The organism is Pseudomonas hydrolytica, from assembly GCF_021495345.1.
Classification (GTDB): Bacteria; Pseudomonadota; Gammaproteobacteria; order Pseudomonadales; family Pseudomonadaceae; genus Aquipseudomonas; species Aquipseudomonas hydrolytica.
On sequence record NZ_CP099397.1, the window covers coordinates 5,220,578 to 5,246,163 of the forward strand.

The window sequence follows — 25,586 nt, forward strand, 5'->3', positions numbered from 1 at the left end:
GGGGCGCAGCCGCGGCCGCCACCCTGCAATGGCCTGCCAGCCGCAGCCAAACGGCTCGCTAGCCTCATGAGAATATGGCGCTGGTGCCTGGGTAGCTGGCCGCCCCCCCGACCCGGACGCAGCGGCCTTGCAGCGATTACGGAACGGGCGCCGGCGCACCAGACCATAAACGACGACGCCCCGGTCGATCGACCGGGGCGTCATGCTGGCAAGCCGTCAGCGCCTCACGGGCGCTGAAGGCTCATAGGAAGGCTCAGCGCGGCTCGCTCATCAGTCCCTTGATGATGGACACGCAACCCACCAGCAGCACCAGGGTGAAAGGCAGGCCGGTGGATACCGCCATGGCCTGCAGCGCCACCAGGCCGCCGCCCAGCAGCAATGCCACGGCCAGCGCGCCCTCGAGCAGCACCCAGAACGCCCGCTGCGGCATCGGCGCATTGACCTTGCCGCCGGCGGTGATGGTGTCGATCACCAGCGAGCCGGAGTCCGACGAGGTGATGAAGAACAGCACCACCAGCACGATGGCGACGAACGAGCTGATCGCGCTGATCGGCAGTTGCTCGAGCATGACGAACATCTTCAGCTCCAGCGCCGCCTGCTGCAGTTCGCTCAGGCCGCCCAGGGCCTGATGCAGCGCGGTGCCGCCGAAAGCGCTCATCCACAGCACCGATACCAGCGACGGCACCAGCAGCACGGCGATAAGGAACTCGCGCACGGTGCGGCCGCGGCTGACCCGGGCGATGAACATGCCCACGAACGGCGACCAGCTGATCCACCAGGCCCAGTAGAAGGCGGTCCAGCCCTGGCTGAAGTTGGCGTCTTCGCGGCCGATGGGGTTGGACAGCGCCGGCAGGTACTGCAGGTAGGCGCCAAGGTTGTCCAGCACGCCACTCAGCAGCAGCGCGGTGGGTCCGGCGATCAGGACGAACAGCAGCAGCACCAGGGCCAGGCCCAGGTTGATCTCGGACAGGCGCTTGACGCCCTTGTCCACGCCGGCCAGCACCGAACACAGCGCGATCAGGGTGATGACGGTGATCAGCAGCACCTTGGTGGTGGGATCGGCCGGCAGGCCGAACAGGCTGTGCAGGCCGGCGGTGGCCTGCTCGGCGCCCAGACCCAGCGAGGTGACCAGGCCGAACAGGGTGGCGAACACGGCGAGAATATCGATCACGTGACCCGGCCAGCCCCAGACCCGCTCGCCCAGCAGCGGGAAGAAGATCGAACGGAACGACAGCGGCAGGCCCTTGTTGAAGGCGAACAGGGCCAACGCCAGGGCGACGATGGCGTAGATCGCCCAAGGGTGCAGGCCCCAGTGGAAGATGGTGGTGGCCATGCTCAGGCGCGCCGCTTCTTCGGAATCGCCAACCGCCGCGCCCAGCGGCGCCCAGTCGCTGCGCACACCGTTCTCGCCGACGGCGACGCCGGCCAGGGACGAGTCGTAGTGCGACATGGGTTCGGCCACGCCATAGAACATCAGGCCGATGCCCATACCGGCGGCGAACAGCATGGCGAACCAGGAGGTGTAGGAATAGTCGGGACGCGCCAGCGTGCCGCCGAGACGCACCCGGCCCAGCGGCGAGACGATCAGGCCCAGGCACAGCAGCACGAAGATATTGGCCGAACCGAGGAAGAACCACGCCAGGTTCTGCGTGAGCCAGTCGCGAACGGCCTTGAACAGCGGCTCCACCTCGTTGTGCAGGGCCAGCGCCAGCACCACGAAGATCAGCGCACTGAGCGCGGAGACGAGAAATACCTTGCCGTGGATATCGAGGTTGACCAGGTAGCGACCGCGGATGTTGTCCTGGCCGACCACGTAGTCGGTGTCTATCAGACTGACGGCTCCACTCGGGGCCGGAATACCGTCGTCGTTGGCTTTGCTGGGCCCTGGAGGCACAGGGGCTTGGCTCATGGGCTGCTCCTTCTTGTTATGGCGCTGAACGCAGCGAGCGGCGCCATGCCGCACGCGGTGGCTGACGCTAACAGAAGGAAAAACCGGCAAGAGCGGCGCAAACGGCGTGGGGCTATCCATTAGCGACCAGGGGCGTATCGATGAGCCCATGCCCGCCGCCCGGCGCTTCGCAGTCATGAAGCCTGCACGAAAAAGCGCGCCCGCAGGCGCGCTCTCCGAGGTGGCGGCAGCGGCGCTCAGCGCGGCTCGCTCATCAGCCCCTTGACGATGGACACGCAGCCCACCAGCAGCACCAGGGTGAACGGCAGGCCTGTCGACACGGCCATGGCCTGCAGCGCCACCAGACCGCCACCGAGCAGCAGGGCGATGGCAATCACCCCTTCGATGCTGGCCCAGAACACCCGCTGCGGCACCGGCGCGTTGACCTTGCCGCCGGCGGTGATGGTGTCGATCACCAGCGAGCCGGAGTCCGACGAGGTGATGAAGAACACCACCACCAGCACGATGCCGATGAACGAGGTGATGGCGGTCAGCGGCATTTCACCGAGCATGCTGAACAGCTTCAGTTCCAGACCGGCGTCCTGCGCACCGGTGAAACCGTCCACCAGCAGCTGGTTGATCGCGGTGCCGCCGAAGGCGGTCATCCACAGCACCGAGACCAGCGACGGCACCAGCAGCACGGCGATAAGGAACTCGCGCACGCTGCGGCCACGACTGACGCGGGCGATGAACATGCCTACGAACGGCGACCAGCTGATCCACCAGGCCCAGTAGAACGCGGTCCAGCCCTGGCTGAAGTTGGCATCCTCACGGCCGACCGGGTTGGCCAGCGCCGGCAGGTATTGCAGGTAGGCGCCCAGGTTCTTGAAGAAGCCGGTGAAGATGGCCAGGGTCGGCCCGGCGATGATGACGAACAGCAGCAGCGCCATGGCCAGGGCCATGTTCACTTCCGACAGGCGCTTGACCCCCTTCTCCAGCCCGGCGACCACCGACACCAGGGCGATGAGGGTGATGGCCACGATCAGCAGCACCTTGCTGGTGTCGGTGGCGCTGATGCCGAACAGGTATTCCATGCCGGCCGCCGCCTGCTCGGCGCCGAGGCCCAGCGAAGTGACCAGGCCGAACAGGGTGGCGAACACCGCGAGGATGTCCACCACGTGGCCCGGCCAGCCCCACACGCGCTCACCGAGGATCGGGTAGAAGATCGAGCGGATCGACAGCGGCAGGCCCTTGTTGAAGGAGAACAGCGCCAGGGCCAGGGCGACGATGGCGTAGATCGCCCAGGGGTGCAGGCCCCAGTGGAAGATGGTCGCGGCCATGCCCAGGCGCACCGCTTCCTCGGTGTTGCCGGCGGCGCCGCCGAGCGGTGCCCAGTCGGTGCGCACACCGTCCTCGCCCAGCGTGACCCCGCCCAGCGCCGCACTGTAGTGCGACATCGGCTCGGACACGCCATAGAACATCAGGCCGATGCCCATGCCCGCGGCGAAGAGCATGGAGAACCAGCCCACGTAGGTGTAGTCGGGAGTCGCCTGCTTGCCGCCGATGCGTACCCGCCCCAGCGGCGAGACGATCAGCCCGAGGCAGAGCAGAACGAAGACATTGGCGGCGCCGATGAAGAACCAGGCCATGTGATGGGTGAGCCAGTCGCGCAGACCGCTGAACAGCGGCTCGACCTGGTTCTGCAGGGCCAGCGCCAGCACCACGAAGACGATGGCGACCAGCGCGGAGATGGTGAAGACCTTGCCGTGAATGTCCAGTGAGAAGATGAACTGGCCTTTGATGTTGTCCTGGCCGATGACGTAGTCGGTATCGATCAGATTGGCTTCACCGGTCGGTGCCGGGATGCCGTCGTGGGTTTCCGCTGCGGATGGCGGTGTCGTTTCATGCGAAGGGACGTTTCCCATGGTTGGCGTGCTCCTTGATGCGTTGACTCGCTAGACGAGCGTGAACAGGACGGATGCCCTCCTCCAATTGATGACGACCCACCCTTGGGTCGGACGCAAAGGGTAACACATGAATTCGGCTCATTCAGAAACGGCGCGCACGTGAGCCGCCCAAATACATCTTGCCCGTAGCTGCTGCCACCGCCCTCTGCCATTGTCCTGCGGCGCATGGCAGGATGGCTGACGAACGCTCTGCAACCCCCGTGGTCAGCTGCACACAGCCTGTGCAAAGGACGCTCCTGCATGCCTGCGGATTTCGGCATTCCCCACCTGTTCGGCTACCTGATCGCTACCGTCCACGCCCTCGGCGTACTGGCGGCGATCCATGCCGTGCTGACCGTGCGCACGGCGCAGGGAGCGCTGGCCTGGGGTCTGTCGCTGTTCTTCATGCCCTATCTGACGCTGCTGCCGTATCTGGTGTTCGGCCGCAGCCGTTTCGATGCCTACGTCAAGGCGCGGCGCCAGGCCGACAAGGAAATGCGCCATGCCATGGCCGAACAGGACTGGCGCCCCTGGGTCGAGGAAGCCAAGGCGGCGCATCTGTCGCCGGTCTACGAGCGACTGGGCGCCCTGCCGCGCCTCTCGCACCTGCCGGGGCTGACCGGCAACCGCGTGGAGCTGCTGATCGACGGCGAAGCCACCTTCGCCGCGATCTTCGCGGCGCTGGCCAGCGCGCAGCAGGTGATCCTGCTGCAGTTCTTCATCATCCGTGACGACGCCCTCGGCCGGCGCCTGCTCGAGGTGCTGCTGGAGCGCGCCGCCGCCGGCGTGCGGGTGCATGTGCTGTACGACGGCGTCGGCAGCCATGCGCTGCCGCGCGCCTACATCGAGCGCCTGCGCCGAGGCGGCGCGCTGGTGCACGCCTTCCCCACCCGTGCCGGGCTGTTCAACCGCTTCCAGCTGAATTTCCGCAACCACCGCAAGATCGTCGTGGTCGATGGCGAGATCGGCTTTCTCGGCGGGCTCAACGTTGGCGTGGAATACCTCGGCCAGAAACCGCCGCTGGCGCCCTGGCGCGACACCCATGTGGAAGTGCGCGGGCCGGTGGTGGCGAGCCTGCAGGAGGCCTTCGCCGAAGACTGGTACTGGGCCTGCCAGAAGCTGCCGCCGCTGCTGATGCCGAGCAAGCAGGACGAGCCCGGCCAGCTCTGCCAGGTCATCGCCAGCGGCCCGGCGGACCCGCAGGAAACCTGCTCGCTGCTGTTCGTCGAAGCGATTCACGCGGCGCGCGAACGGGTCTGGCTGAGCAGCCCCTACTTCGTGCCCGACGAGGCGCTGTTCGCCGCCCTGCGCCTGGCGGTGATGCGCGGCGTGGACGTACGCCTGCTGCTGCCGTCGCGGCCGGACCACCATATCGTCTACGCCGCCTCCAGCCTGTATGCCTTCGAGGCGCTGCGCGCCGGGGTGCGGATCTTCCGCTACCAGCCGGGCTTCATGCACCAGAAGGCGCTGCTGATCGACCATGACGCCAGCCTGCTGGGCAGCGCCAACCTGGACAACCGCTCCTTCCGCCTGAATTTCGAAGCCAACCTGCTGATCTTCGACGAGGCCTTCAACGCCCAGGTGAGCCACATGCTGGAGGAGGATTTCAGCCGCTCGCGCGAGCTGGTCAATGCCGACCGGCGCAACTTGCATCGCCTGCAGCAACTGGGCATGCGTGTGGCGCGGCTGATCTCGCCGATCCTCTGACGCGAGGCCTCGACTCGCCACTGCCACCCGCGTCTGGCGAGACTTTGAACAGGCTCCGAAGCGCAGCTATGGTTACTGGGGTCAAGCGCTGTTAGCCGTCAGCGAGACCCGACCCGCCATGAAAATCCGCCTTGCCCTGCTGCTCTGCCTCAGCCTGCACCTCGTGCCCAGCCAGGCGCAGGAGGCCATTCGCGTGGGCGTCGAGCTGCAGCCCTATCAGCCCTATTCCGAGGTGGAGAACGGCGAATACCGCGGCTACGCCCGCGAGCTGCTGGACGCCTTCGCCGCAGAACAGGGCTACCGCTTCGTCTATACGCCGCTGCCGGTCAGGCGCCTGCTTGGCGACTTTCTCGGCGGCCGGGTCGATCTGAAGTTTCCCGACCACCCGCAATGGAACGCCGACCAGAAGGCCGGCCACCCGGTACGCTACAGCCAGCCGGCGGCGCCCTATGTCGATGGCGTGCTGGTCAAGCCGCAATACCTTGGCCAGGGCAAGGCACGCATCCGCCTGCTCGGCACGCAGAACGGTTTCACCCCCTGGCCCTACCTAGAGGACATCCGCGCCCAGCGGATCAAGCTGATCCAGGCCAACCAGATCGAATCGCTGCTGCTGATGGCCGCCAGCGACCGGGTCGATGCGGTCTACCTCAACCCCCGCGTGGTCACCCATCAGCTGCGCCAGATGCGCCTGGCGCCGGACGCCCTGGTATTCGACCCGCAGCTCGCGCACGTCGAGGATCACTACTACCTGTCGAGCATCCACCACCCCGAGCTGATAGAGGCCTTCGACCGTTTCCTCGAGCGGCGCGCCGAACTGGTCGCGGCGATCCGCTTACGTCATGGCCTGTGAAACGCCGCGCAGGCGCTGCTCGGCGAGCAGGCGCGAACGGCGCTTCTTCGCCCAGATCACCACGCCCGTCAGCGACAGCCCCGCCACCGCCAGGCCCAGCAACGACACCAGGATGCGCCCCGGCAGACCGATGATGCGCCCGGAATGCAGCGGGAACTGCGCCTGCAGGAAGATATCCCCGGCACTGCCGGTGCCCGGCACGTGCGCGCCGGCCAGTTCGCCGGTCTGGCTGTCGACGTAGATCCAGGGGTTGCCCAGCCCGGCATCGCCGTGATCGTCGCCCGGCTCGTAGAAGCCGACGCCATACACGCCGAACTCTGCCGAATGGAACAGCCCGCCGGGAGGCGCGTCCCAGCCCAGCCGCCGCGCCTCGGCATCGGCCACGGCGATGGCCTGGCGGCGGTCGATCAGCGGCACGATCTGCTCATCCAGGGTGACCGACGTGCGGCTGGCGAAGGGGCTGGGCGTCAGCGGCGAAAACAGCTCGACCAGCGGCCTGGTCACCTGCCGCTCCAGGTTCATCGACACCGAGGTGACGGCCAGCACCAGCAGCAACAGCCAGATCCATACCCCGCCGGAACGATGCAGGTCGAAATTCAGCTTGTAGCCGACCTGGCTCCAGCGAAAGGCGAACGACTTGCGCCAGCTGCGCAGGTTGGGAAACGACAACCACAGCGCCACCAGGCAGTCGATGCACCAGACGATGGCGACGATGCCGAAGAACAGCATGCCCAGCTCGATGCCGAAGCCGTCCGGGATATGCAGGCTGTAATGCAGCTTGTAGAGAAATGGCAGCAGGTTCTCCCGGCTCAGGGAGATCGCCCCCCATTCGCGCTGGCCCTGGATCTCGCCAGTGACCGGGTCGATGCCGAGCTGGTTGAAGCCGAGCTTGAAGGCCTTGCCGGTGGCCGGATCGATACGCGGATCGACGAAGATGCCCAGCGCATGGCCGGGTTCCAGCGCCAGCGACATAAAGCTCACCTGCAGGCGCGGGTCGCGCGCTTCCAGGGCGTCCACCAGTTGCAGCGGGTCCTGCGCCTGCCCTTCGGTTTGCGCATCGAACAGGTGCGGGTTGAGCCATTCGTCCAGTTCGTGATCCCAGGAAATGACAGCGCCGGTCAAGCCGGCGGTGAACAGGAACAGGGCGATGAACAGGCCGCACCAGCGGTGCAGCAAAACCAGAATCGGACGCATCGAATCCTCTCGTCGACCGGCAGGGCCGCCCGTGCGGGCGGCCCTGGCCGTCAGTATTTCCAGGTCAGGGTGGCGCTGACGTTACGTGGGGCACCGTAATAGGCCTGAGTCCAGTACAGGCTGTTCAGGTACTTCTCGTCGGTGAGGTTGTTGAGGTTGGCCGACACGCTCCAGTTGGGATCGATGTCGTAGCTGGCCATCAGGTCGACCACGGCGTAGGCGTCCTGCTCGGCGATGCCGTTGTGGATATCGTCCTGCCAACGTACGGCGGCGCCGACCTTGAGCTTGTCCAGCGCCGGAATCCGATAGGTCGCGGCGGTCTTGACCATGTGCTTGGGCGAGTAGGTGACCCCGTGCGAGCCATCGGCATTGGTGATGTCGACGAAGGTGTAGCCCGCATTCAGCTCCAGTCCCTGAATGGGCTGGCCGGAAATCTCGATCTCGTAGCCTTCGCTGGTCAGCCCCTCGACCGCGCGGTAATAGGCGCGGCCACCGATGCTGCCCGCCTGTTGGGCGAAGTTGTCCTGCTCGGTGCGAAACACCGCCAGCGCCACGTTGACCTTGTCGTCGAACAGCTCGCCCTTGATGCCCGCCTCGTAGTTCACGCCCTCTACCGGCGCCAGGCGCGAGCCCGCAGCATTGGTTTTGGTCTGCGGATCGAAGATCTCGGTATAGCTGGCGTAGACCGAATATTGATCGGTGATGTCGTAGACCACCCCCGCATAGGGCACCACCTTGCCGCTGTTCTTCGAGGTCTTCGCGACACCGTAGTTGGTACCGTCACTTTTCACATCGACGACACGTGTGCCGGTGATCAGGCTCAGCTTGTCGGTCAAGCTCCAGCGCGCGGCGCCGTACATGCTCTTCATGCGGTCGGTGAAATCGCTGCCGTTGGTAGGCCGGTCGTTCAGCGGTTTGCCGATGTTGCCATCCCACTGCTCCAGCGGCGGCAGGGCAGTGCCGGTGGTGGAGTCGTAATAGGAGATATCGTTCAGCTCCGAGCGCGACCAACTGGCCCCCAGCGCGGCTTCATGCTGACGGCCCGCCAGGCTGAACGGGCCGCTGGCCTGCACATCGACGATCAGCTGCTTGTTCTCGTCCTTGTACTCGGACGGATAGCTGAACAGGCCGAGGCCGGTATTCCTATCCGGCGTACCGTACATATAGAACAACGAGCCATCGCCCTTCTTTTCCACTCGCGTCAGTACGGTCTTGGCTTGCCAACCGTTGTCGAAGGTGTGCGCCAGCTCGGCAAAGGTGCGGTTTTCCTTGACGTCCCAATAGGCCCAATCGGAGGACGTGCTGGTGGAGCGGGAATAGTCGGTCTGCGAACCGTCGCTGTAGTTCAGCGGCAGCGCACCCCACATCGGCGAGTTGGCATCACTGGTCTGCAGGGTGTGGCCGAGGGTGAAGAGGGTGCGCTCGTCCAGATCGAACTCCAGCACCCCGTGGAAGACGTTCTTCTCGCGCGAGTAGCGGTCGAGGTAGGAGTTCTTGTTTTCGTTGGCGTACACCACGCGGCCGCGGATGTTGCCGGCATCGGACAGCGCACCGGATACGTCGGTGTCGATACGGCGCTTGTCCCAGGAGCCGGCCGTCAGGTCCACGCGCGCCTGCGGTGCCAAGGTTGGCCGCTTGCGCACGAAGTTGACGGTCGCCGAGGGATTGCCGGTGCCCGACATCAGGCCGTTGGCGCCGCGAATCACCTCCACGCGCTCGTACATCGAGGTGTCCAGATCACCCTCGACATTGCCGTAGACGAAGGGCACGGCGATGCCGTCGTACTGGAAGTTGGTGATATCGAAACCGCGGGCGGTGTAGTAGGTGCGATCGGTTTCGACTTCCTGCACCTGCACGCCCGGCACGGCCTTGAGCGCATCGTTGACGCTGGTGAGCTTGAAGTCGCGCAGCTGGGCGCCGCTCAGGGTGGAAATCGCCTGCGGCGTCTGCCGCGGGGTCAGGTCGAGCTTGGTCGCAGCACTGCTGGGGGTGGATTTGTAGCTATCGACCTCGTCCGCCGCACTGCTGCCGACCACGGTCTGAGCATCCAGCTCGAGCTGCTCCTGCTCGGCGGCCAGCGCTTGACTGAAATTGCAGGCGGCCGCAATCGCCACGGCCAGGTGGGTTTTTCTGCTGAACAAGGGACGATCTCCTGATGCGCTGTCGATAGCTGCTGGCAGTCCCTTTGCAGCAGGTTGCCTCACTGGCAGCATTTGCTAGACGCAAACGCAAATAATTAGCGACAAAATTCTCGCAACAGAAGATCCGCTCGTCAATGAGAAATATTTACACCTTTGTATAAGTATCAGTTACGTTTGAGCGAACCACAGTCCGCCCCGACCCAGCGGGCACGGCTTTCCATGCTGCTCGGCTGGCCGTTGTAGGTGCCTTTGACCTGCGTGGTGAATTCCTTGTCGCTGACGAAGCGCGTCTCCCCTTCGCCCTGAGCGTCCGGGCAGTTGAAACGGAACTTCCACAGCTTCGCGCTGCGCTCAACGATCTCGTTGCTGCAGCCGGATTCGGGATCGTGCAGGGGGATTTCCTGCGCCTTGATCTGCTCGGCGGTCAGGCACATCTGCACGCCACCAGCACCGAGCCTGATGCCCTGCTCGGCCATCATGTTTTCCATCATCTGCCGCTGTTCGGGCGGCAGGTTCTGCATCTGCGCCAGCATCTGCTCCATGCCGGGCATGGCTTGACCGCCCATCTGCATGCTGTGCGAGCTGACTTCCCAGACGCCGGGCTGGATATCCAGGGCGCTGGCCGTCAGCGGTGACAGACAGAGAGCGAGCGGGAGGGCGAAACGAAAGATCGGGCGCATGGCAGGTCTCCTGGGCAGGTGGTTAGCCAAGCCTAGCAGGCCGCAGACGAACAAAACCCCCATAGGCTCGCGCCGCATGGGGGTTCTCTTCCTTTCCGCCCGGCACTTGTGGCGCCGGAAGCCTGGGTCCGCTCTGGCGAACCTAGCCCGCGTCAGCCGCGGGGGAGCTCAGCTCGCAGCTCCAGAGTTCCAACACCGGCTGGCTCGCTTGTGGCGGGCCGAGCCAGTCGCTCATCGGGCGACAACGCTGGTCGATACACAGTTGGTAATCCCCGGCTTCGGGCGTACGCCCGACTCGCAGGGGTTGCAAAGGCGGTAGCTGACGCTGGTAGTGCCAGCTGCCATTGCGCAGTTCGGCGCCGTCGGGAATCTCCATTCCGGCGCCGGAACCCTTGACCCGCGCCTCGCCGAGCACCAGGCCGTCGGCGGTGACGCGGTAATCCTCTTCCCAGCGGATCTTTTCGATGGTGTGGGTCCAGGCCAGGGTGAAGGCCGGCGTGGGCAACTCTGCCCACACCGCGCCGGCCAACCCCAGGCACAGGCCGATCACGCCGTCGCCGCCTCGGCGCGACGGGCGCGCCACAGGTGCTGAGCGATGAAGATGGCGCTGAGGGCAAAGCCGATTTCGTCACTGATCGGCGTGGCCAGAATCAGGCTGGCACCGGCGGCCAGGCCCAGGATGCGCTCCCACCAGGCCAGCCTGGCCTGCAGGAAGCCGGTGAACACCACGCCCCAGATGCCGATGGCCAATGCCGCCTTGAACAGCACGTAGAAGGTCGCCAGCAGGCTGTCGCCCTGCAGCATCAGCGCCGGCGAGTAGACCGCCATGTAGGGCACGACGAAACCGGCCACGGCGATGCGGATCGCCCACAGGCTGATCTTCAGGCCGCGCTCCTTGGCGATAGGCGCGGCGGCGAAGCAGGCCAACGCTACCGGCGGGGTAAGGTCGGCCATGATGCCGAAGTAGAAGACGAACATGTGCGAGACGATCAGCGGCACGCCCAGTTCCAGCAGTGCCGGCGCGGCAATCGAGCTGGTGATGATGTAGTTGGGAATGGTCGGAATGCCCATGCCCAGCACCAGGCAGGTGAGCATGGTCAGCACCAGCGAGAGGAACAGGTTGTCCTGGCCGATGGCGAGGATGTAGCCGGCGAAGGTGGAGGCCACCCCGGTCAGCGACACCACACCGATGATCACCCCGACCAGGGCGCAGGCGATACCGACCGGCACCGCGTGACGCGCACCTTCGACCAGCGCGTGCAGGCACAGGATCAGGGTGTCGCGGCCGCCCTTGACGAACCAGCAGACCGCCACCAGCGCCGCGATGACGCCGAACACCACGCCGATGCCGAGCTGGAAGAAGCCGGCGCAGAGCACGCCCAGGGCGATCCAGAAGGCGAAGCGCATGGCCTTGGACGAGACCCGCAGGATGATCGCGGAGCCGAGGATGACCATGGCGGTCAGGGCCAGGCCGACGGTGCCGGAGAACAGCGGCGTACGCCCGGAGAACAGCAGGTAGATGAGGATGAACAGCGGGATCAGCAGGAACCAGCGCTCGCGCACGGCCTTCCACGGGTTCGGGCATTCCTCCTTGGGCAGGCCGCGCAGGTTGGCGCGACGGGCCTCCAGGTGGACCATCCAGAACACCGAGCCGAAGTACAGCAGCGCCGGGATCAGCGCGGCCTTGGCCACCTCGAAGAACGGCACGTTGATGGTCTCGGCCATGATGAAGGCCACCGCGCCCATGATCGGCGGCATGATCTGGCTGCCCATCGACGAGGTCGCCTCGACCCCGCCGGCGAAGGCCGGGCGGTAGCCGAAACGCTTCATCAGCGGGATGGTGAACTGCCCGGTGGTGACCACGTTGGCCACGCCGGAGCCGGTGATGGTGCCCATCAGCGCCGAGGACACCACCGACACCTTGGCCGGGCCGCCGACCTTGTGGCCGAACAGGCCCATGGCGAAGTCGGTGAACAGCTTGATCATCCCGGCCTGCTCGAGGAAGGCGCCGAACAGGATGAACAGGAAGATATAGGTGGCCGACACGTAGGTCGGCGTGCCGTACAGACCTTCGGTACCGAAGGCCAGCTGGTTGACGATCTGATCGAGGCCGTAGCCGCGGTGCATCAGATCGCCCGGCAGGTACTGGCCGAGCATGCCGTAGGCGAGAAACAGCGCGCAGATGATCGGCAGGGCGATGCCCATGACCCGCCGCGCGGCCTCGAACACCAGCACGATGAGGACCAGGCCGACGATCATGTCGCCAGTGGTCATGTCACCCGAGCGCTGGATCAGGTCCGCCTCGAAGTACCACTGGTAGATGGCCGTGGCCATGCCGGCCAGGCCCAGCAGCCAGGCCAGCGGCTGCCAGGGGCGCTTGACGCCGAAGGCGGGGATGCTGATGAACACCAGCAGCAGCAGGAAGCCGACGTGCACCGCGCGCAGCACCTGGGTGGACACCGGGTGGAAGGCGGCGGTGACGATCTGGAAGATGGAAAACAGCAGCGCGACGGCGAACAGCGCCTTCGGCCAGTCGGACGGGCTGGCGCCCATGCCCTGATTCTGCTCACTCATGGAGTGCACACCTCATGACTACTTCGATTGCGGAGACAGAGTCGCCAACAAAACCCACCGTCCATGAACGCCGGTTTTATTCGCGATTCTGGGAACTCTGTCCGTTCCGGTCTTTGCGCTGTAGGAGCGGATTTATCCGCGATGTTCGCGAGGAAATCGCGGCTGAAGCCGCTCCTACAGAAGCTTGTGCGTGAAAAGACCTAGCAGGCCGCGACTCATGTCACGGCCTGAAGCGGCATCAGAGCGCGCCGGCTTCCTTGTAGAAGCGCTCGGCACCCGGGTGCAGCGGGATAGGCAGGTTCTTGGTGGCGCTTTCCAGCTTGATGTCCTTGGCCGCGGAGTGGGCGGTGCCCAGACGCTCGAGGTTGTCGAACATCAGCTTGGTCATCTGGTAGGCCACCTCGTCGGAGACGCCTTCATGGGTAACCAGGATGTTGTTGATGGCCACGGTGGGCACGTCGGCGTCCTGACCGTCGTAGGTGCCCGCCGGGATGGTGGCGGCCTCGTAGGCGGCGTTGTCGATCTTCGCGGTCACTTCGGCCGGGATGGAGACGAAGCTGATCTTCATGGTCGAGGCCAGGTCACGAATGGCGGCCATGCCCAGACCGGAGGACTGCAGGGTGGCGTCCAGCTGGCGGTTCTTGATCAGCTCCACCGACTCGGCGTACGGCAGGAACTCGACCTTGCCCATGTCCTTGTAGCTCAGGCCGGCGGCTTCGAAGATGGCGCGGGCGTTGAGCTCGGTACCGGACTTCGGCGCGCCGACGGAGATGCGCTTGCCCTTGAGGTCTTCCAGGGTCTTGATGCCGGATTCGGCGTTGGCGACGATCTGGATGTAGTTCGGGTAGGTGCCGGCGATGGCGCGCAGCTTCTTCAGCGGCGCCTTGAAGCCGGCGTCTTCCACGCCGTTCCAGGCATCGGCCACCGAGTCGCCCAGGGCGAAGGCCAGTTCGCCGCGACCGGCCTGCAGCAGGTTGAGGTTTTCCACCGATGCCTTGGTCGCCTGTACCGAGGTCTTGGCGCCGTCGATGCCGTTGCTGTACAGCTGCGACAGGGCCACGCCGATCGGGTAGTACACCCCGCTGGTGCCGCCGGTGAGGACGTTGATGAAGGTCGGGGCAGCGAGCACCGCAGTGCTGGCAGTGATGACCGCAGCAGCGGCGAACAGGCTGAGTTTCTTGGTCAGTCGCATGGAAATATCTCCGTCGTTGTTATGGCTTTATGCAGAGTTTCACTCTAGACGACGCCCGCTGCGGCTAGGCGGCGGGCGACGTCGGCTGTGCGCGATCAGCGGCGCAGGGTGCAGCGTGGGACAAGAGCCGCGGCGAGCGCGGTCAGGAGGCGGCCCATGCACGGCGGCATGGCGCGGAAGACTGGGCAGTTCATGGGCAGACCTCTTGTCGTTGTTATGGTCGCCGCGTCGGCAGGCTGCTGCGCGGCTGAATCTGTCATAGCAGATGCCGTGCCAGGGCCTGAAAAGCCCGATTTAGAGCGGTCTTGTTACAAGACTAAAGGGTCACTGAGCGAGAAACCGCCGACACCTGTGACGGGGTCGGCAAAAATCCGCTTATCGAAGTACTCTGGGCTACGAAGGTCGATCCCCCGTAGGAAGCGCCGTGCGCACCGAGAGCATCGCGGCCCGAAATTGGCTGCGCACGACCCGGGCGGCCTACTCCTCGCCGCCGGGCAGGTAGTCACCGCGCGCCAGACCGTGGCGCTGCATCTTCTCGTTGAGGGTGCGGCGCGGCAGCTGCAGCATCTCCATCACCGCGGCGATGTTGCCCTGGCATTGCAGCAGGGCGTTGTGCAGGCACTGCGCTTCGAAGGCTTCCATCTGCTGCGCCAGTGCCTGACCGGCGAAGCGCTCGGCCGGCGGCGGGCTGGACAGCCCCAGGGCATGGCGCTCGGCGGCATTGATCAGCTCGCGTACGTTGCCCGGCCAGTCATGACCGAGCAGGCGCGCCAGCTCGCTGGGTGCCAGCGGTGGCACCTCGCGGCCGTGACGCTCGGCGGCGGCACGAGCAAAGTGCTCGAACAGCAGCGGAATGTCCTCGCGGCGCTCGCGCAGCGGCGGAATGTGCAGGGTGGCGACGTTCAGGCGATACACCAGGTCCTCGCGGAAGCGCCCGGCCTTGACCTCGTCGAGCAGATCCGGCTTGGCCGCGCTGATCACCCGCAGATCGACCTGGATGCTCTTGTTCGAACCGAGGCGCTCCAGAGTCTTCTCCTGCAGCACGCGCAGCAGCTTGACCTGCTGCGCCAGCGGCAGACTCTCGACCTCGTCGAGGAACAGGGTACCGCCGTCGGCATGCTCGATACGGCCGATGCGCCGCGCCTGGGCACCGGTGAAGGCGCCGCTCTCGTGACCGAACAGCTCGCTCTCGAAGATGGTCTCGGGAATCGCCGCGCAGTTGAGCGCGGCGAAGGCCTTGCCGGCGCGCGGGCTGAAGTCGTGCAGGCAGCGCGCCACGCGCTCCTTGCCGCTGCCGGTCTCGCCGCGAATGAGCACGTTGACCGAGGTGCCGGCCAGCTCGAGGATCTGCCGGCGCAGGCTTTCCATCGGCCGCGAAATGCCGATCAGCTGGCTTTCGATACGCCCCTTGTTCGCCACCTGCTGACGCAGCAGGCGGTTCTCGCAGACCAGGCGGCGCTTGTCCAGCGCACGGCGCACGCTGTCGAGCAGGCGCTCGGGGGTGAAGGGTTTCTCGATGAAGTCGTAGGCGCCCTGGCGCAGCGCCTGCACCGCCATGGGCACGTCGCCGTGGCCGGTCACCAGGATCACCGGCAGGTCGGCGTCCACCTGCAGCAGCTTGTCGAGCAGTTGCAGGCCATCGCTGCCGGGCATGCGCACATCGCTGACGACGATGCCGGGGAAGTCGCGGTCCACCACCGCCAGGGCTTCGGCCGCGCTGGCGCAGGTGTGCACGGTAAAACCGGACAGCTCCAGCCACTGCTGCACCGCCTCGCGAATCGCCGCTTCGTCGTCGACCACTATGACCTGAGCGCTCATGGCACCTCCTGTTGAGAACGGCGGGCAGTGTAGCCCGACGAATGCGATCCGGGGGAACGACCGGTGCGCACCGCGCACCCTACCCAGCTGCGCGGCGCTACCTGATCGTAGGGTGCGCCGTGCGCACCAAACGTAGATGCCGCCGCTAATAGGCACCCACGTTAAGGCGCGGTCGGCAAACGCAAGGTAAACACCGCGCCCAGTGCGCCGTTGTGCGCCTCCAGGCTGCCGCCGAGATCGCGCACGATGCCGTAGGACACCGCCAGACCGAGGCCCAAACCCTGACCCACGGGCTTGGTGGTGAAGAAGGGCTCGAACACCCGGCCCAGGGTTTCCTCGGCAATGCCGCCGCCGCTGTCCTCGACGCTGAGCAGGCAGGTCTCGCCCTCACGGGAGATGCCGACCTGAAGGATGCGCACCTCGCTCTCGGTCATGGCGTCGAGGGCGTTGTGCAGCAGGTTGAGGATCACCTGCTCGATGCGAATCGCATCGCCGAGCACCTCGGCGCCGGCGTCCACCTGGGTGCGCAGTTCCACCTGCTCGCTGCGCATGCGCGGCGCCAGCAGTTGCAACGCCTGCTCCAGCACGTCGGCCAGGCACAGGCGCTCGCTGAGGCCGGCCGGGGTCTTGCGGGCGAAGGTCTTGAGGTGACCGGTCAGTGCGGCCATGCGCTGCAGCAGGCCGTCGATGCGCTGCAGGCCCTCGCGCACCGCCTCGGGCCGGCCGCTATCGAGCAGCAGGCGCAGGCTGCCGAGTTGCATCTGCAAAGCGGTCAGCGGCTGGTTGATCTCGTGCGCCAGGGCCGCCGACATCTGTCCCAGCGCGGCCATCTTGGCGGCATGCACCAGGCCGTCCTGGGCTTCGCGCAGCTCGGCGGTACGCAGCTCCACCTCACGCTCCAGGCGCTCGCGGATGCCGGCCTGCAGGCGCTGGTTCTTGCGCCGCTGGATAAGGAACAGCAGAAGGAAGGCCAGGGTCATCCACACCCCGGCGGCGGCCAGGCGGTAGCTGCGCACGCTGTCGGCCAGCCCGGACGGTTCGCTGAGCAGGTGCAGGGTCCAGCCTTCCTCGGGCATGGCCAGGCGCTGCCAGAGGTAGTCGCGGCTGCCGTCGGGGCCCTCGACCCGCGCCCAGGCGGCGTCGCCATCGATGTGCCGGTGCACCTGATGGGCCAACGGCTGCAGCGCCTGCTCGGCATAGCGGCGCACCTCCACCAGCTCGGCACGGGCCTGCTCGTCGAGCGGCTGCAGGGCACGGAAGCGCCAGGCCGGCTTGTTGCTGAGGATCACCACCTGGTAGCTGTCGGCGACCAGCAGCACGCCGGGCTGACCGAGCCATTCACGCTGCAGGTCTTCCAGTTCCAGCTTGACCACCAGCACCCCGAGCAGGGTGCCGTCGTCGTCACGCACCACGTGGGACAGAAAGTAGCCGGGAATGCCGGTGGTCACGCCCACCGCGAAGTAGCGCGCGCCATCGTCGCGCAGGGCATCCTGGAAATAGGGCCGGAAGGCGTAGTTGTTGCCGACGAAGCTGCTCCAGTCGCGCCAATTGCTGGCCACCAGGGTTTCGCCCCGGGTATCGAGCAGGTACAGCACGGTGGAGCCGGCAGCGGCGTTGAGCCGTTCCAGGCGCTGGTTGAGGGCCAGACGCAGCTGGCGATCCTGCGGCGCACGCAGCAGGCTGCGGATGTCGCTGTCCAGCGCCAGCACCTCGGGCACCGAGCTGAAGCGCTCGACCAGGGTGCGGATCGACTGGGCATAGAGCAGCAGCTGGCCACGCGCCTCGACGCTGCGCTCGGCCCAGGCGCGCTGCTCGGCATACCGCCCGCCCAGCCAGAGGCTCGCCAGCAGGCCGGCGAGAATGACCAGAACGGTGAAGAGAACGCGATAACGATGCTGCAGGGGCATGGGCGGCTCGAAGACGGAGTCGAGCCGCATCTTACTCCATCACCTGTACAGGTCGGCACGCGTCCAGGGCAGGTCGTGGCTGCCGTCTTCGCGCGGCTTCACCGCCAGGATCTGGTGCAGGTTCATCCAGCCGTGCTGGAAGCCGTAGGCGCAGCCGGCCAGATACAGGCGCCAGATGCGCAGGGATTTTTCCGGCACCCACTGCGCCGCTTTCTGCAGTCGCCGCTCCAGCCCCTGGCTCCACAGCTGCAGGGTACGCGTGTAGTGCAGGCGCAGGCTCTCCACATCGACGATCTCCAGCCCGGCCTCGCTGATCGCCTTGGCCATGGTCGCCAGGTGCGGCAGCTCGCCTTGCGGGAACACGTAGCGGTCGATGAACTCGCCGGCACCACGGGCGACCGGGCGACCATCGGTGAAGCGCGAGGTGATGCCGTGATTCATCACCAGGCCGCCGGCCCTGACCGCAGCGAACAGGCGCTGACAATACAGCGGCAGGTTGGCGTGGCCGACATGCTCGAACATGCCGACGCTGACCACCTTGTCGAAGCGGCCGTCCTGCGGCAGGTCGCGGTAATCCAGCAACTCCAGGGTCACGCGATCTTCCAGACCCTCTTCGGCCACCCGCTGCAGGCCCAGTTCCAGCTGCGCCTGGCTGAGGGTGATGCCGTACACCTCGGCCTCGAATTCACGCGCGGCGAAACGCGCCAGGCCGCCCCAGCCGCAACCGACGTCAAGCAGCCTGTCACCGGGTTGCAGGCGCAACTTGCGACACAGGTGACGCAGCTTGGCCTGCTGAGCCTGATCGAGATTCTCCTGGCCGGTTTCGAAGTAGGCACAGGAATAGACCATGTCACGGTCCAGCCACAGGCGGTAGAACTCGTTGGACAGGTCGTAGTGATAGCTGATGGCCTCGGCATCGCTGCGCTTGTCGTGCGCGGCGTAAGGCTCGACAGGTGCGGATTCGTCACCGAGCAGTGCACTGCTCAGCGCATCGCCCACTTCGATGGCCTCCTCGATGGGGCCTTCCAGATCGACCCGGCCTTCGACATAGGCAGCGCCCAGCGCATCCAGACTGGGGTGGGCCAGCTGGGTGACCAGGCTGGGGTCCTTGACCACCAGCGTCACCCGCGGCTTCGGCCCCAGATCGATCTGCTTGCCGTCCCACAGTTTAAGGCGCAGCGGTAGTCGTAGATCACGAAGTGCGGTGGGCAGTTGCGCGAGCATGGTCATTCCTCCGGCCAGGTGAATGAAGCCTAGAGCAGATGACCTGAGCGGTGCGGCCAGGTTCGATCCGGACGACTAGCGGCGCCGCAGCAACGCCACGAAGAACACCCCGCCAATGGCGGCGGTGACGATGCCGATGGGCAGATCCTGCGGCGCCAGCCAGGTGCGCGCGGCGACATCGACCCAGACCAGGAACAGCGCCCCCAGCAGCGCCGCCACCGGCAGCAGGCGGCGGTGCTCGGCGCCGACCAGAAAGCGCGCCACGTGCGGCAGCATCAGGCCGACGAAGCCGATGGCGCCGGACAGCGACACCAGCACCCCGGTCAGCAGCGACGCCACCACGAATACCAGCAGGCGCACCCGGCGTGGCTCCAGGCCCAGGCTCACCGCGCTCTGCTCGCCGGCCATCAGCGCGTTCAGCGCCCGGCCCAGACCGAGCAACACCGCCAGGGCCAACGCCAGACACAGCGCCGGCAGCCAGAGCAGTTCCCAGCGCGCCAGGCCCAGGCCGCCGAGCATCCAGAACAGCACCGAGCTGGCTGCATGCGGGTTGCCCAGGTACAGCAGCAGGTTGCTCGCCGCCATCATCACGAAGGACACCGCCACCCCGGCCAGCAGCAGACGCTCACTGTGCAGACGGCCGCTGCGGCTGGCGATGGCCAGCACCAGCAGCATGCTCGCCAGCGCGCCGACGAAGGCCGCCAGCGGCAGGCTGAGCAGCCCGGCGAACTCGCCCAGGTAAAGCACCACGACCACCGCGCCGAAGGCCGCGCCGGAACTGACGCCGAGCAGATGCGGGTCGGCCAGCGGGTTGCGCGTCACCGCCTGCAGCACGCTGCCGACCAGCGCCAGCCCGGCGCCGACCAAGGCGCCGAGCAGCACCCGCGGCGCGCGCAATTGCCAGACGATGCTGTCCTGGCCGCTGCTGACCGGCACCTGCGGCGTGATGCCGAACAGGTGCTGGCCAATGATCGCCCACACGCGCTCGAGCGGCACCTGCGCCGCGCCAAAGGCCAGCGACCAGGCGCAGGACAGCGCCAGCAGCACGGCCAGCCCGAGCAATAGCAGGCGATAGCGATTCACTGGGCGAAGGCCTCGGGGTGCAGCGCGGCGGCCAGGGTTTCGATGGCGGCCGCGTTATCCAGGCTCGGCGTGACCGCCAGATAGGGCAGCACCACGAAGCGTTGTTCGCGGATCGCGGTCACCCCCTGCAGCGCCGGATGCTGCAGCAGAAAGTCGCGCTTCTGCGCCGCCGTGCGCTCGCCGTAGTCGACGATCAGGATGACCTCGGGGTCTTCCTCGACCACCGACTCCCAACCCACCTTGATCCAGCTTCCGGCCACGCCATCCATCACGTTGCGCCCACCAGCCGCCTCGATCAGCGGCTGCGGCATGCCCTGGCGGCCGGCGCTGAAAGGCAGGTCTTCACCGCTGTCGTAGACGAACACCCGTGGCCGCGTCGGCTGCTCGCCGAGGCGCGCCTGCACTGCCGCCACGCGTCGCTGCATGCCTTGCACCAGGGCATCGGCACGCGGCTCGACGGCGAAGATGCGGCCGAGGTTGCGCAGATCGGCGTAGACATCCTCGAGGCTGGCGACGCGGCCAGGCAGCACATGCGCGCAGGACTCGCTCAGCTCGTACACCGGGATGCCGAAGTGTGCCAGGCTGGCCGGGGTGACCTCGCCGCCGATGCGCATGCCGTAGTTCCATCCGGCGAAGACGAAGTCAGTGCCGGCACCCAGCAGGTTCTCCAGCGAGGGGTAGCGCGCTGCCAGTTCCGGCAGGCCGGCGAGTTGCTCGCGCATGCTCGGGTCGAGGGTCTTCCAGCCGCTGATGCCGGTGTAGCCGGCCATGCGCTCCTTCAGCCCCAGGGCCAGGAGCATGGCGGTCATGTTGACGTCATGGCTGACCGCCCGCTGCGGCGGCTGAGCGACGCTCACCTGACGATCGCAACTGGTCACGGTGACGGCCCAGGCGGGGCTGATCAGCGCCAGCAGGATTGCGCCAACGAGTGTAGGAGCGAGCTTTGCTCGCGAAGCTTTTGTCTTTTCCCAGGATTCGCGAGCAGAGCTCGCTCCTACAGGTTCAGTCGTGCGTAAACGCTTCATCAAACAATCCAGGTAATACGCGGATGCCCCGCCAGTGGATGGGTATCGACCAGCGCCCGTACGCCGAACACCTGCTGCAGCAGCTCGGCGGTCAGCACCTCGGCGGGCGTGCCGACGGCCACCAGGCGGCCCTGGTCGAGCACACAGAGGCGGTCGCAGAAGGCCGCCGCCAGGTTCAGATCATGGAAGCTGGCCAGGGTTGCCAGACCCAGTGCCTTGATCTGGCCGAGCAACTCAAGCTGGTAGCGCGGGTCGAGGTGGTTGGTCGGCTCGTCGAGGATCAGCAGTTGCGGCTGCTGCACCAGAGCGCGGGCAAGCAGGGCGCGCTGCTTCTCGCCGCCCGAGAGGCAGGCGAAGGGCTGCTGCGCCAGGCCGCTCAGGCCGACACGGACCAGCGCCTGAGCCACCAGGCGCTGGTCCTCGGCATCGTCGCCGTCGAACAGGCCCTTGTGCGGCGTACGGCCCATGGCCGCCACTTCGTGCACGCGCAGGCCGAAGTCCTGCGGAAATTCCTGCAGCACCACCGCCACGCGCTGTGCGCTCCAGCGCGGCGGGCGCTGCCACAGCGCCTCACCGTCCAGTTCGACGCTGCCGCCGCTGGGCCGCTGAAAACGATAGGCGCAGCGCAACAGGCTGGTCTTGCCACTGCCGTTGGGACCGATCAGACCGAGCAGTTCACCATCGCCGATCTGCAGATCGATGGCCTCGAGCAAGACGCGCTGGCCATCCGGCGACCAGGCCAGGTCACGGATGCGCAGGCGCGGCTCAGGCGCCGCCGTACGGCGGCTCGCGGGCGGCGAGAACAGACTGGCAGGCCAGCCTGCGGCACTATTCACTGACACACAAAGTCTCCACGCGCGGCACGCCTGCACAGGCACGCTCGCTTCAAAAGCTGTAATCCGCCGTGACGAAGAACGAACGCGGCGCGCCCAGGTACCACTGCTCGCCGTCGCTGCTGGCGCTGGTGGCGTACTGGCGGTCGAACAGGTTGTTCAGCTCCAGGCCCAGGCGCACATCCGGCAACGCCTGCCAGGCGATGTTGGCGTCGACCACGGTATAGCCGGGCACCTTGGCGGTATTGGCGCTATCGGCGTAGCGCGCATCGACATAACGCGCGCCGATGCCGGCCTCCACGCCGCCACCGAGCGCCTTGTTCAGCCACAGGTTGGCGGTGCGCCTGGGCACGTCGGTCGGGCGATTGCCGCTGCGGTCGCCGCCACCTTCGACGAAGTCGTCGTACTCGGCGCGCACCAGGGCGGCGTTGGCCGACACCTGCCAGCCCCGACCCAGCGCCAGTTCCAGGGTGGCTTCCAGGCCATCGGACGACTGCTGGCCGATCTGCTCGGTGGGCGAGGTCGGGGTTTCGCGGCTGAGCAGCTTCTGCTTGACGATGTGATAAGCCGCCAGCGTCCACTCGCCCTGCCCGCCCCAGAACACCTGCTTGAGGCCGATTTCGGTCTGTTTGGCTTCACTCAGGTCGAACTGCTGCTGGGTCGGATTGAGCGTCAGCAGGTTGCTTACGCCCTCGGTGCTGGTGGCGTACTGGCCGTACAGCGACAGATCGGGGGTCAGGGCAAAGACCAGCCCAGCGCGCCAGTTGTCGCCGCTCAGGCTGCGATCGGCGCTGCTGCCATTCACCAGGTTGTCGCGCTGGATATGCACCTGATCGCGGCGCACGCCGGTGACCAGCGCCAGGCGCTCGGTGAGCTGGGTACGGTTCTCGGCGAACAGCGAGAATTGCCGCGCCAGGTTGCGCTCGCGCGGGCCGTAACCGAGCGGATCGGTGCTCTGGTACTGCCCGCCACCGGAACCGGCCAGCGGCACGCTGTCGCTGAAACTGCTGGCGAAATCGTGCTGGCGGGCGAAGTGGATGCGGTTGTAATCCACCCCGACCACCGTGCGGCTATCGAGGCCGAACAGGGCGTGATCGAGGGTGAAGGTCTGGCGGTCGCCGACCTGCTCCTGGGTGTGCTTGATCCGGTAGAACTCGCTGCGCTCGACCGTATCACCCGGCTGCCAGCGATAGGCCTCGGCATTGCGCCAGTAGCGCTGGGTCTTGATGTAGTAGAGCTGGTTGCTGGCGCTGAGCGTGTCGTTGATGCGCCAGTCCGTCACCAGGCGGGTGATCTGGTCGTTGTAGCGGATATCCGCGTCGGCGACGTTGTAATTGCGCTCGCGGATGCTCTCGCGGTACTTGCCGGCCACCAGCGGCGTGCCGAGGTAACGCATCGGGCTCTGGTCGCCATGGTCGTGGGACAGGGTGAAGCTCAGGTCGTCATGGGCGTCCCAGCGCAGGGCGGCGCTGAGCGCGACGCTGTCCGAATCGCCCCGGTCGACCCAGCCATTGCTGGCCTGCTGGTTGACATTGAAGCGATAGCTCAATTCGTCACTCAGCGAACCACCGCTGTCCAGCGCGGCCTGACGGCGGTCGTCGCTGCCGTAGCCGAGGCGCAGCTGGTTGCGGATCTCGCCGGCGAAGGGCTTCTTCGGCACCACGTTGATCACCGCGCCGGTGGCCCCCTCGCCGTAGAGCACCGAGGCCGGGCCGCGCAGCACGTCGATACGCGCCACCGACCAGGTGTCCACCGGGAAGGTCACGGTGCCGGCACCGACGTACTGACGGGTGCCGTCGTACAGCTGCATGGTCGCCGCATGGCCGGTAAAACCACGCGCCGACAGCGCCGTGCCGCCATTGCCGGGTGAGCCGATGCTGCTAATGCCCGGTGTGCGGGTCACCGCGTCCTGCACCGTGAGGTTGTTGCGCCCGCGTACCTCGGCGCCGCTCAGGCTGCTGGTGCTGGCCGGGGTTTGCAGCGCCGACAGCTCCAGGCGCGAGCCGGACGTGGTGGGCGTATGCAGATCGCTCTCGCCCTCCTCCACGGCTTGCGCCTGGACCGTGACAGCGGGCAGATCGACAGGAGATTCGCTGGCCATGGCCACACCGCCAAGCAGCAGCGCGAATGGCAGGGGGCAGTGACGTAGAAGGTGCTGCACGTAATTGATTCCGGGGCTTCGAGGGGGTTCGTGGAGTCGCTCCAGGCCACGTGCGGGCGAGTTGCAAGCGTTCAGCTTCGACTCCTCGCCGGCACGGTCTGAGGCGATAATGTTATTGTTATAACATAACATTATCGCTTTACGCAGGCAGCAGCTGACAGGCTCGTGCCCTTCGTTCGGACGCAAGGCAAAAAGGTTCTTGTAGCGGAAATGGCGCGCCATAGGGGTTCCATCGGTAGAGGGAAGGCACGGCAATCCGATGGAAATGCGCAACAGCAGACAGGGGCACGGCGGCGCCCTACTGGAGTCAACGCCCGCCCACCGCGGGTTGCCAGACAAATGACTCCAGGCCGGTCTCCGGGCTTGCGAGGGTCATGAACGCATCGCCTTCCCATGCGCGTGGCGCACAGTGGCGTATCGATGCGGTCGCTCGCTTACCGTTGCGGGGGCAGCGTCGGACTTCAACCGACTTCCCGTTTCACCTCACGCGCGGCGGCGTGAGACACCTGAAGCGGGGCGGATATGACCACCCACACCCGCTCAAGTCAAGGCGCGAGGCTTCAAGGACGCGGGTTCGTGCCTGTCTCGCCGGCGCCGCCCGGCTCATCGATGCGCAGCTCCGGCAGCGCCCTGCCCGCCACCAGACGCTCATCGACCAGGCGGATCACCGCCGCCTCGTCCCTGATGCCGTACCACTCGCCCTGTGGATAAAGACTCGCGGTCGGGCCCAGGTCGCAGGGGAACTGGCACTGGCTGCGGGTGATATGCACACCGCCGTCGCACTCCAGCTTGCCGGCGGCCTTGAGCCGCTGACGCAGGGTTTTCCACAGGCCCAGCGCGCCCTTGCGCGTGCAGCGCGGGCCGTTGCACAGCAGCAGGCGCTGCGCATGTGGTGGGATCTGCGACCAGGCGTGCTGCGCCGGCACCGGCGGCACGTCGCTGCAGGGCAGGTGCGCCTCACGACGCGCCAGCAGCGCAGCGAGGCCATCGAGCCAGGCATCCTCCAGCGCCGCGCAGACCACGAACACGCCCGCCCCATCGCCGCGCTCGGCGATGCGTTCGCGCAGCCAGTCACGGTGCGCAGCATCGGCGCGCGGCTCCAGATCCACCACCAGCAGCGGTCGCGGCGCCGCAGCGATGGCCTGCCAGCAGCCGTCCTGCTCGCTGTCATGCAGATGCGCCTCGCCCAGCAGTGCTTCGACGCGCCGCTGCAGACGCTCGGCCGAGGCACCACGACCAAGGCCGGGGCCGATGAACAGAACGCGGGCGTAGGGGGCTTGGCTCATGACGGTCTCCAGAACGGGCCGGCAGTCTAGCAGCGCGTCGTGGTCCGGAGGCAATCCGGCAGGTGCTAGAAGCCCCG

The 25,586-nt window shown here is 66.6% G+C and carries 18 protein-coding genes and 1 riboswitch; of the genes, 2 read left to right on the forward strand and 16 right to left on the reverse strand.

The features are described from left to right. Positions 1 to 253: 253 nt before the first annotated feature. Complete coding sequence (locus L1F06_RS24585; RefSeq protein WP_012020276.1) at positions 254 to 1,909, reverse strand: BCCT family transporter; 1,656 nt, start codon at positions 1,907 to 1,909, stop codon at positions 254 to 256. 236 nt (positions 1,910 to 2,145) lie between these two features. Next, positions 2,146 to 3,813, reverse strand: coding sequence for a BCCT family transporter (locus L1F06_RS24590; RefSeq protein WP_129483712.1), 1,668 nt, complete (start codon positions 3,811 to 3,813; stop codon positions 2,146 to 2,148). 282 nt (positions 3,814 to 4,095) lie between these two features. On the opposite strand from L1F06_RS24590, the gene cls reads away from it, so the two are divergent. Together cls and L1F06_RS24600 are read left to right on the forward strand one after the other, a co-directional pair. Further along, complete coding sequence (cls, locus tag L1F06_RS24595; protein ID WP_129483713.1) at positions 4,096 to 5,541, forward strand: cardiolipin synthase; 1,446 nt, start codon at positions 4,096 to 4,098, stop codon at positions 5,539 to 5,541. A 118-nt stretch (positions 5,542 to 5,659) separates the two neighbouring features. After that, complete coding sequence (locus L1F06_RS24600) at positions 5,660 to 6,391, forward strand: substrate-binding periplasmic protein (protein WP_129483714.1); 732 nt, start codon at positions 5,660 to 5,662, stop codon at positions 6,389 to 6,391. Here L1F06_RS24600 and L1F06_RS24605 read toward each other — a convergent pair. The 14 genes from L1F06_RS24605 to L1F06_RS24670 all read right to left on the reverse strand — a co-directional run bounded on the left by L1F06_RS24605 (position 6,374) and on the right by L1F06_RS24670 (position 25,509). Next, on the reverse strand, positions 6,374 to 7,585 hold the full coding sequence (locus L1F06_RS24605) for a PepSY-associated TM helix domain-containing protein (RefSeq protein WP_129483715.1): 1,212 nt from the start codon (positions 7,583 to 7,585) through the stop codon (positions 6,374 to 6,376). The genes L1F06_RS24600 and L1F06_RS24605 overlap by 18 nt on opposite strands. Positions 7,586 to 7,635: 50 nt before the next feature. Next, a complete protein-coding gene (locus tag L1F06_RS24610) occupies positions 7,636 to 9,726 on the reverse strand; it encodes a TonB-dependent siderophore receptor (RefSeq protein ID WP_129483716.1) in 2,091 nt (696 codons plus the stop codon). 164 nt (positions 9,727 to 9,890) lie between these two features. Next, positions 9,891 to 10,406, reverse strand: a complete 516-nt coding sequence (locus L1F06_RS24615) for a DUF3617 domain-containing protein (RefSeq protein ID WP_129483717.1) — start codon at positions 10,404 to 10,406, stop codon at positions 9,891 to 9,893. A gap of 142 nt (positions 10,407 to 10,548) precedes the next feature. After that, positions 10,549 to 10,956, reverse strand: a complete 408-nt coding sequence (locus L1F06_RS24620) for a DUF1850 domain-containing protein (RefSeq protein ID WP_129483718.1) — start codon at positions 10,954 to 10,956, stop codon at positions 10,549 to 10,551. Then, positions 10,953 to 12,980, reverse strand: coding sequence for a TRAP transporter permease (locus L1F06_RS24625; RefSeq protein ID WP_003241304.1), 2,028 nt, complete (start codon positions 12,978 to 12,980; stop codon positions 10,953 to 10,955). Before L1F06_RS24625 ends, L1F06_RS24620 begins: the two co-directional genes overlap by 4 nt. A 238-nt stretch (positions 12,981 to 13,218) precedes the next feature. After that, positions 13,219 to 14,172, reverse strand: a complete 954-nt coding sequence (locus L1F06_RS24630) for a TAXI family TRAP transporter solute-binding subunit (RefSeq protein WP_129483719.1) — start codon at positions 14,170 to 14,172, stop codon at positions 13,219 to 13,221. A gap of 477 nt (positions 14,173 to 14,649) precedes the next feature. Continuing rightward, positions 14,650 to 15,990 carry a sigma-54-dependent transcriptional regulator gene (locus tag L1F06_RS24635; RefSeq protein WP_129483720.1) on the reverse strand — a complete coding sequence of 447 codons (1,341 nt, stop codon included), beginning with the start codon at positions 15,988 to 15,990 and terminating at the stop codon, positions 14,650 to 14,652. A 161-nt stretch (positions 15,991 to 16,151) separates the two neighbouring features. Beyond that, a complete protein-coding gene (locus tag L1F06_RS24640) occupies positions 16,152 to 17,927 on the reverse strand; it encodes a sensor histidine kinase (protein WP_129483721.1) in 1,776 nt (591 codons plus the stop codon). 9 nt (positions 17,928 to 17,936) lie between these two features. Next, positions 17,937 to 19,121, reverse strand: coding sequence for a C17 cyclopropane fatty acid synthase CfaB (gene cfaB / locus L1F06_RS24645; protein WP_129483722.1), 1,185 nt, complete (start codon positions 19,119 to 19,121; stop codon positions 17,937 to 17,939). A gap of 75 nt (positions 19,122 to 19,196) precedes the next feature. Continuing rightward, positions 19,197 to 20,204 (reverse strand): FecCD family ABC transporter permease, encoded by a 1,008-nt coding sequence (locus tag L1F06_RS24650; RefSeq protein ID WP_129483723.1) that lies wholly within the window; start codon positions 20,202 to 20,204, stop codon positions 19,197 to 19,199. Next, positions 20,201 to 21,229, reverse strand: coding sequence for an ABC transporter substrate-binding protein (locus L1F06_RS24655; protein ID WP_129483724.1), 1,029 nt, complete (start codon positions 21,227 to 21,229; stop codon positions 20,201 to 20,203). The genes L1F06_RS24650 and L1F06_RS24655 overlap by 4 nt, the downstream gene beginning before the upstream one ends. Further along, positions 21,229 to 21,987 carry an ABC transporter ATP-binding protein gene (locus L1F06_RS24660; protein ID WP_435301322.1) on the reverse strand — a complete coding sequence of 253 codons (759 nt, stop codon included), beginning with the start codon at positions 21,985 to 21,987 and terminating at the stop codon, positions 21,229 to 21,231. Before L1F06_RS24660 ends, L1F06_RS24655 begins: the two co-directional genes overlap by 1 nt. A gap of 127 nt (positions 21,988 to 22,114) precedes the next feature. Next, on the reverse strand, positions 22,115 to 24,163 hold the full coding sequence (locus L1F06_RS24665) for a TonB-dependent receptor (RefSeq protein ID WP_252576801.1): 2,049 nt from the start codon (positions 24,161 to 24,163) through the stop codon (positions 22,115 to 22,117). A 391-nt stretch (positions 24,164 to 24,554) separates the two neighbouring features. Then, positions 24,555 to 24,748, reverse strand: a riboswitch (cobalamin riboswitch). A gap of 35 nt (positions 24,749 to 24,783) precedes the next feature. Continuing rightward, positions 24,784 to 25,509, reverse strand: coding sequence for a (2Fe-2S) ferredoxin domain-containing protein (locus L1F06_RS24670; RefSeq protein ID WP_129483726.1), 726 nt, complete (start codon positions 25,507 to 25,509; stop codon positions 24,784 to 24,786). Positions 25,510 to 25,586 lie beyond the last annotated feature (77 nt).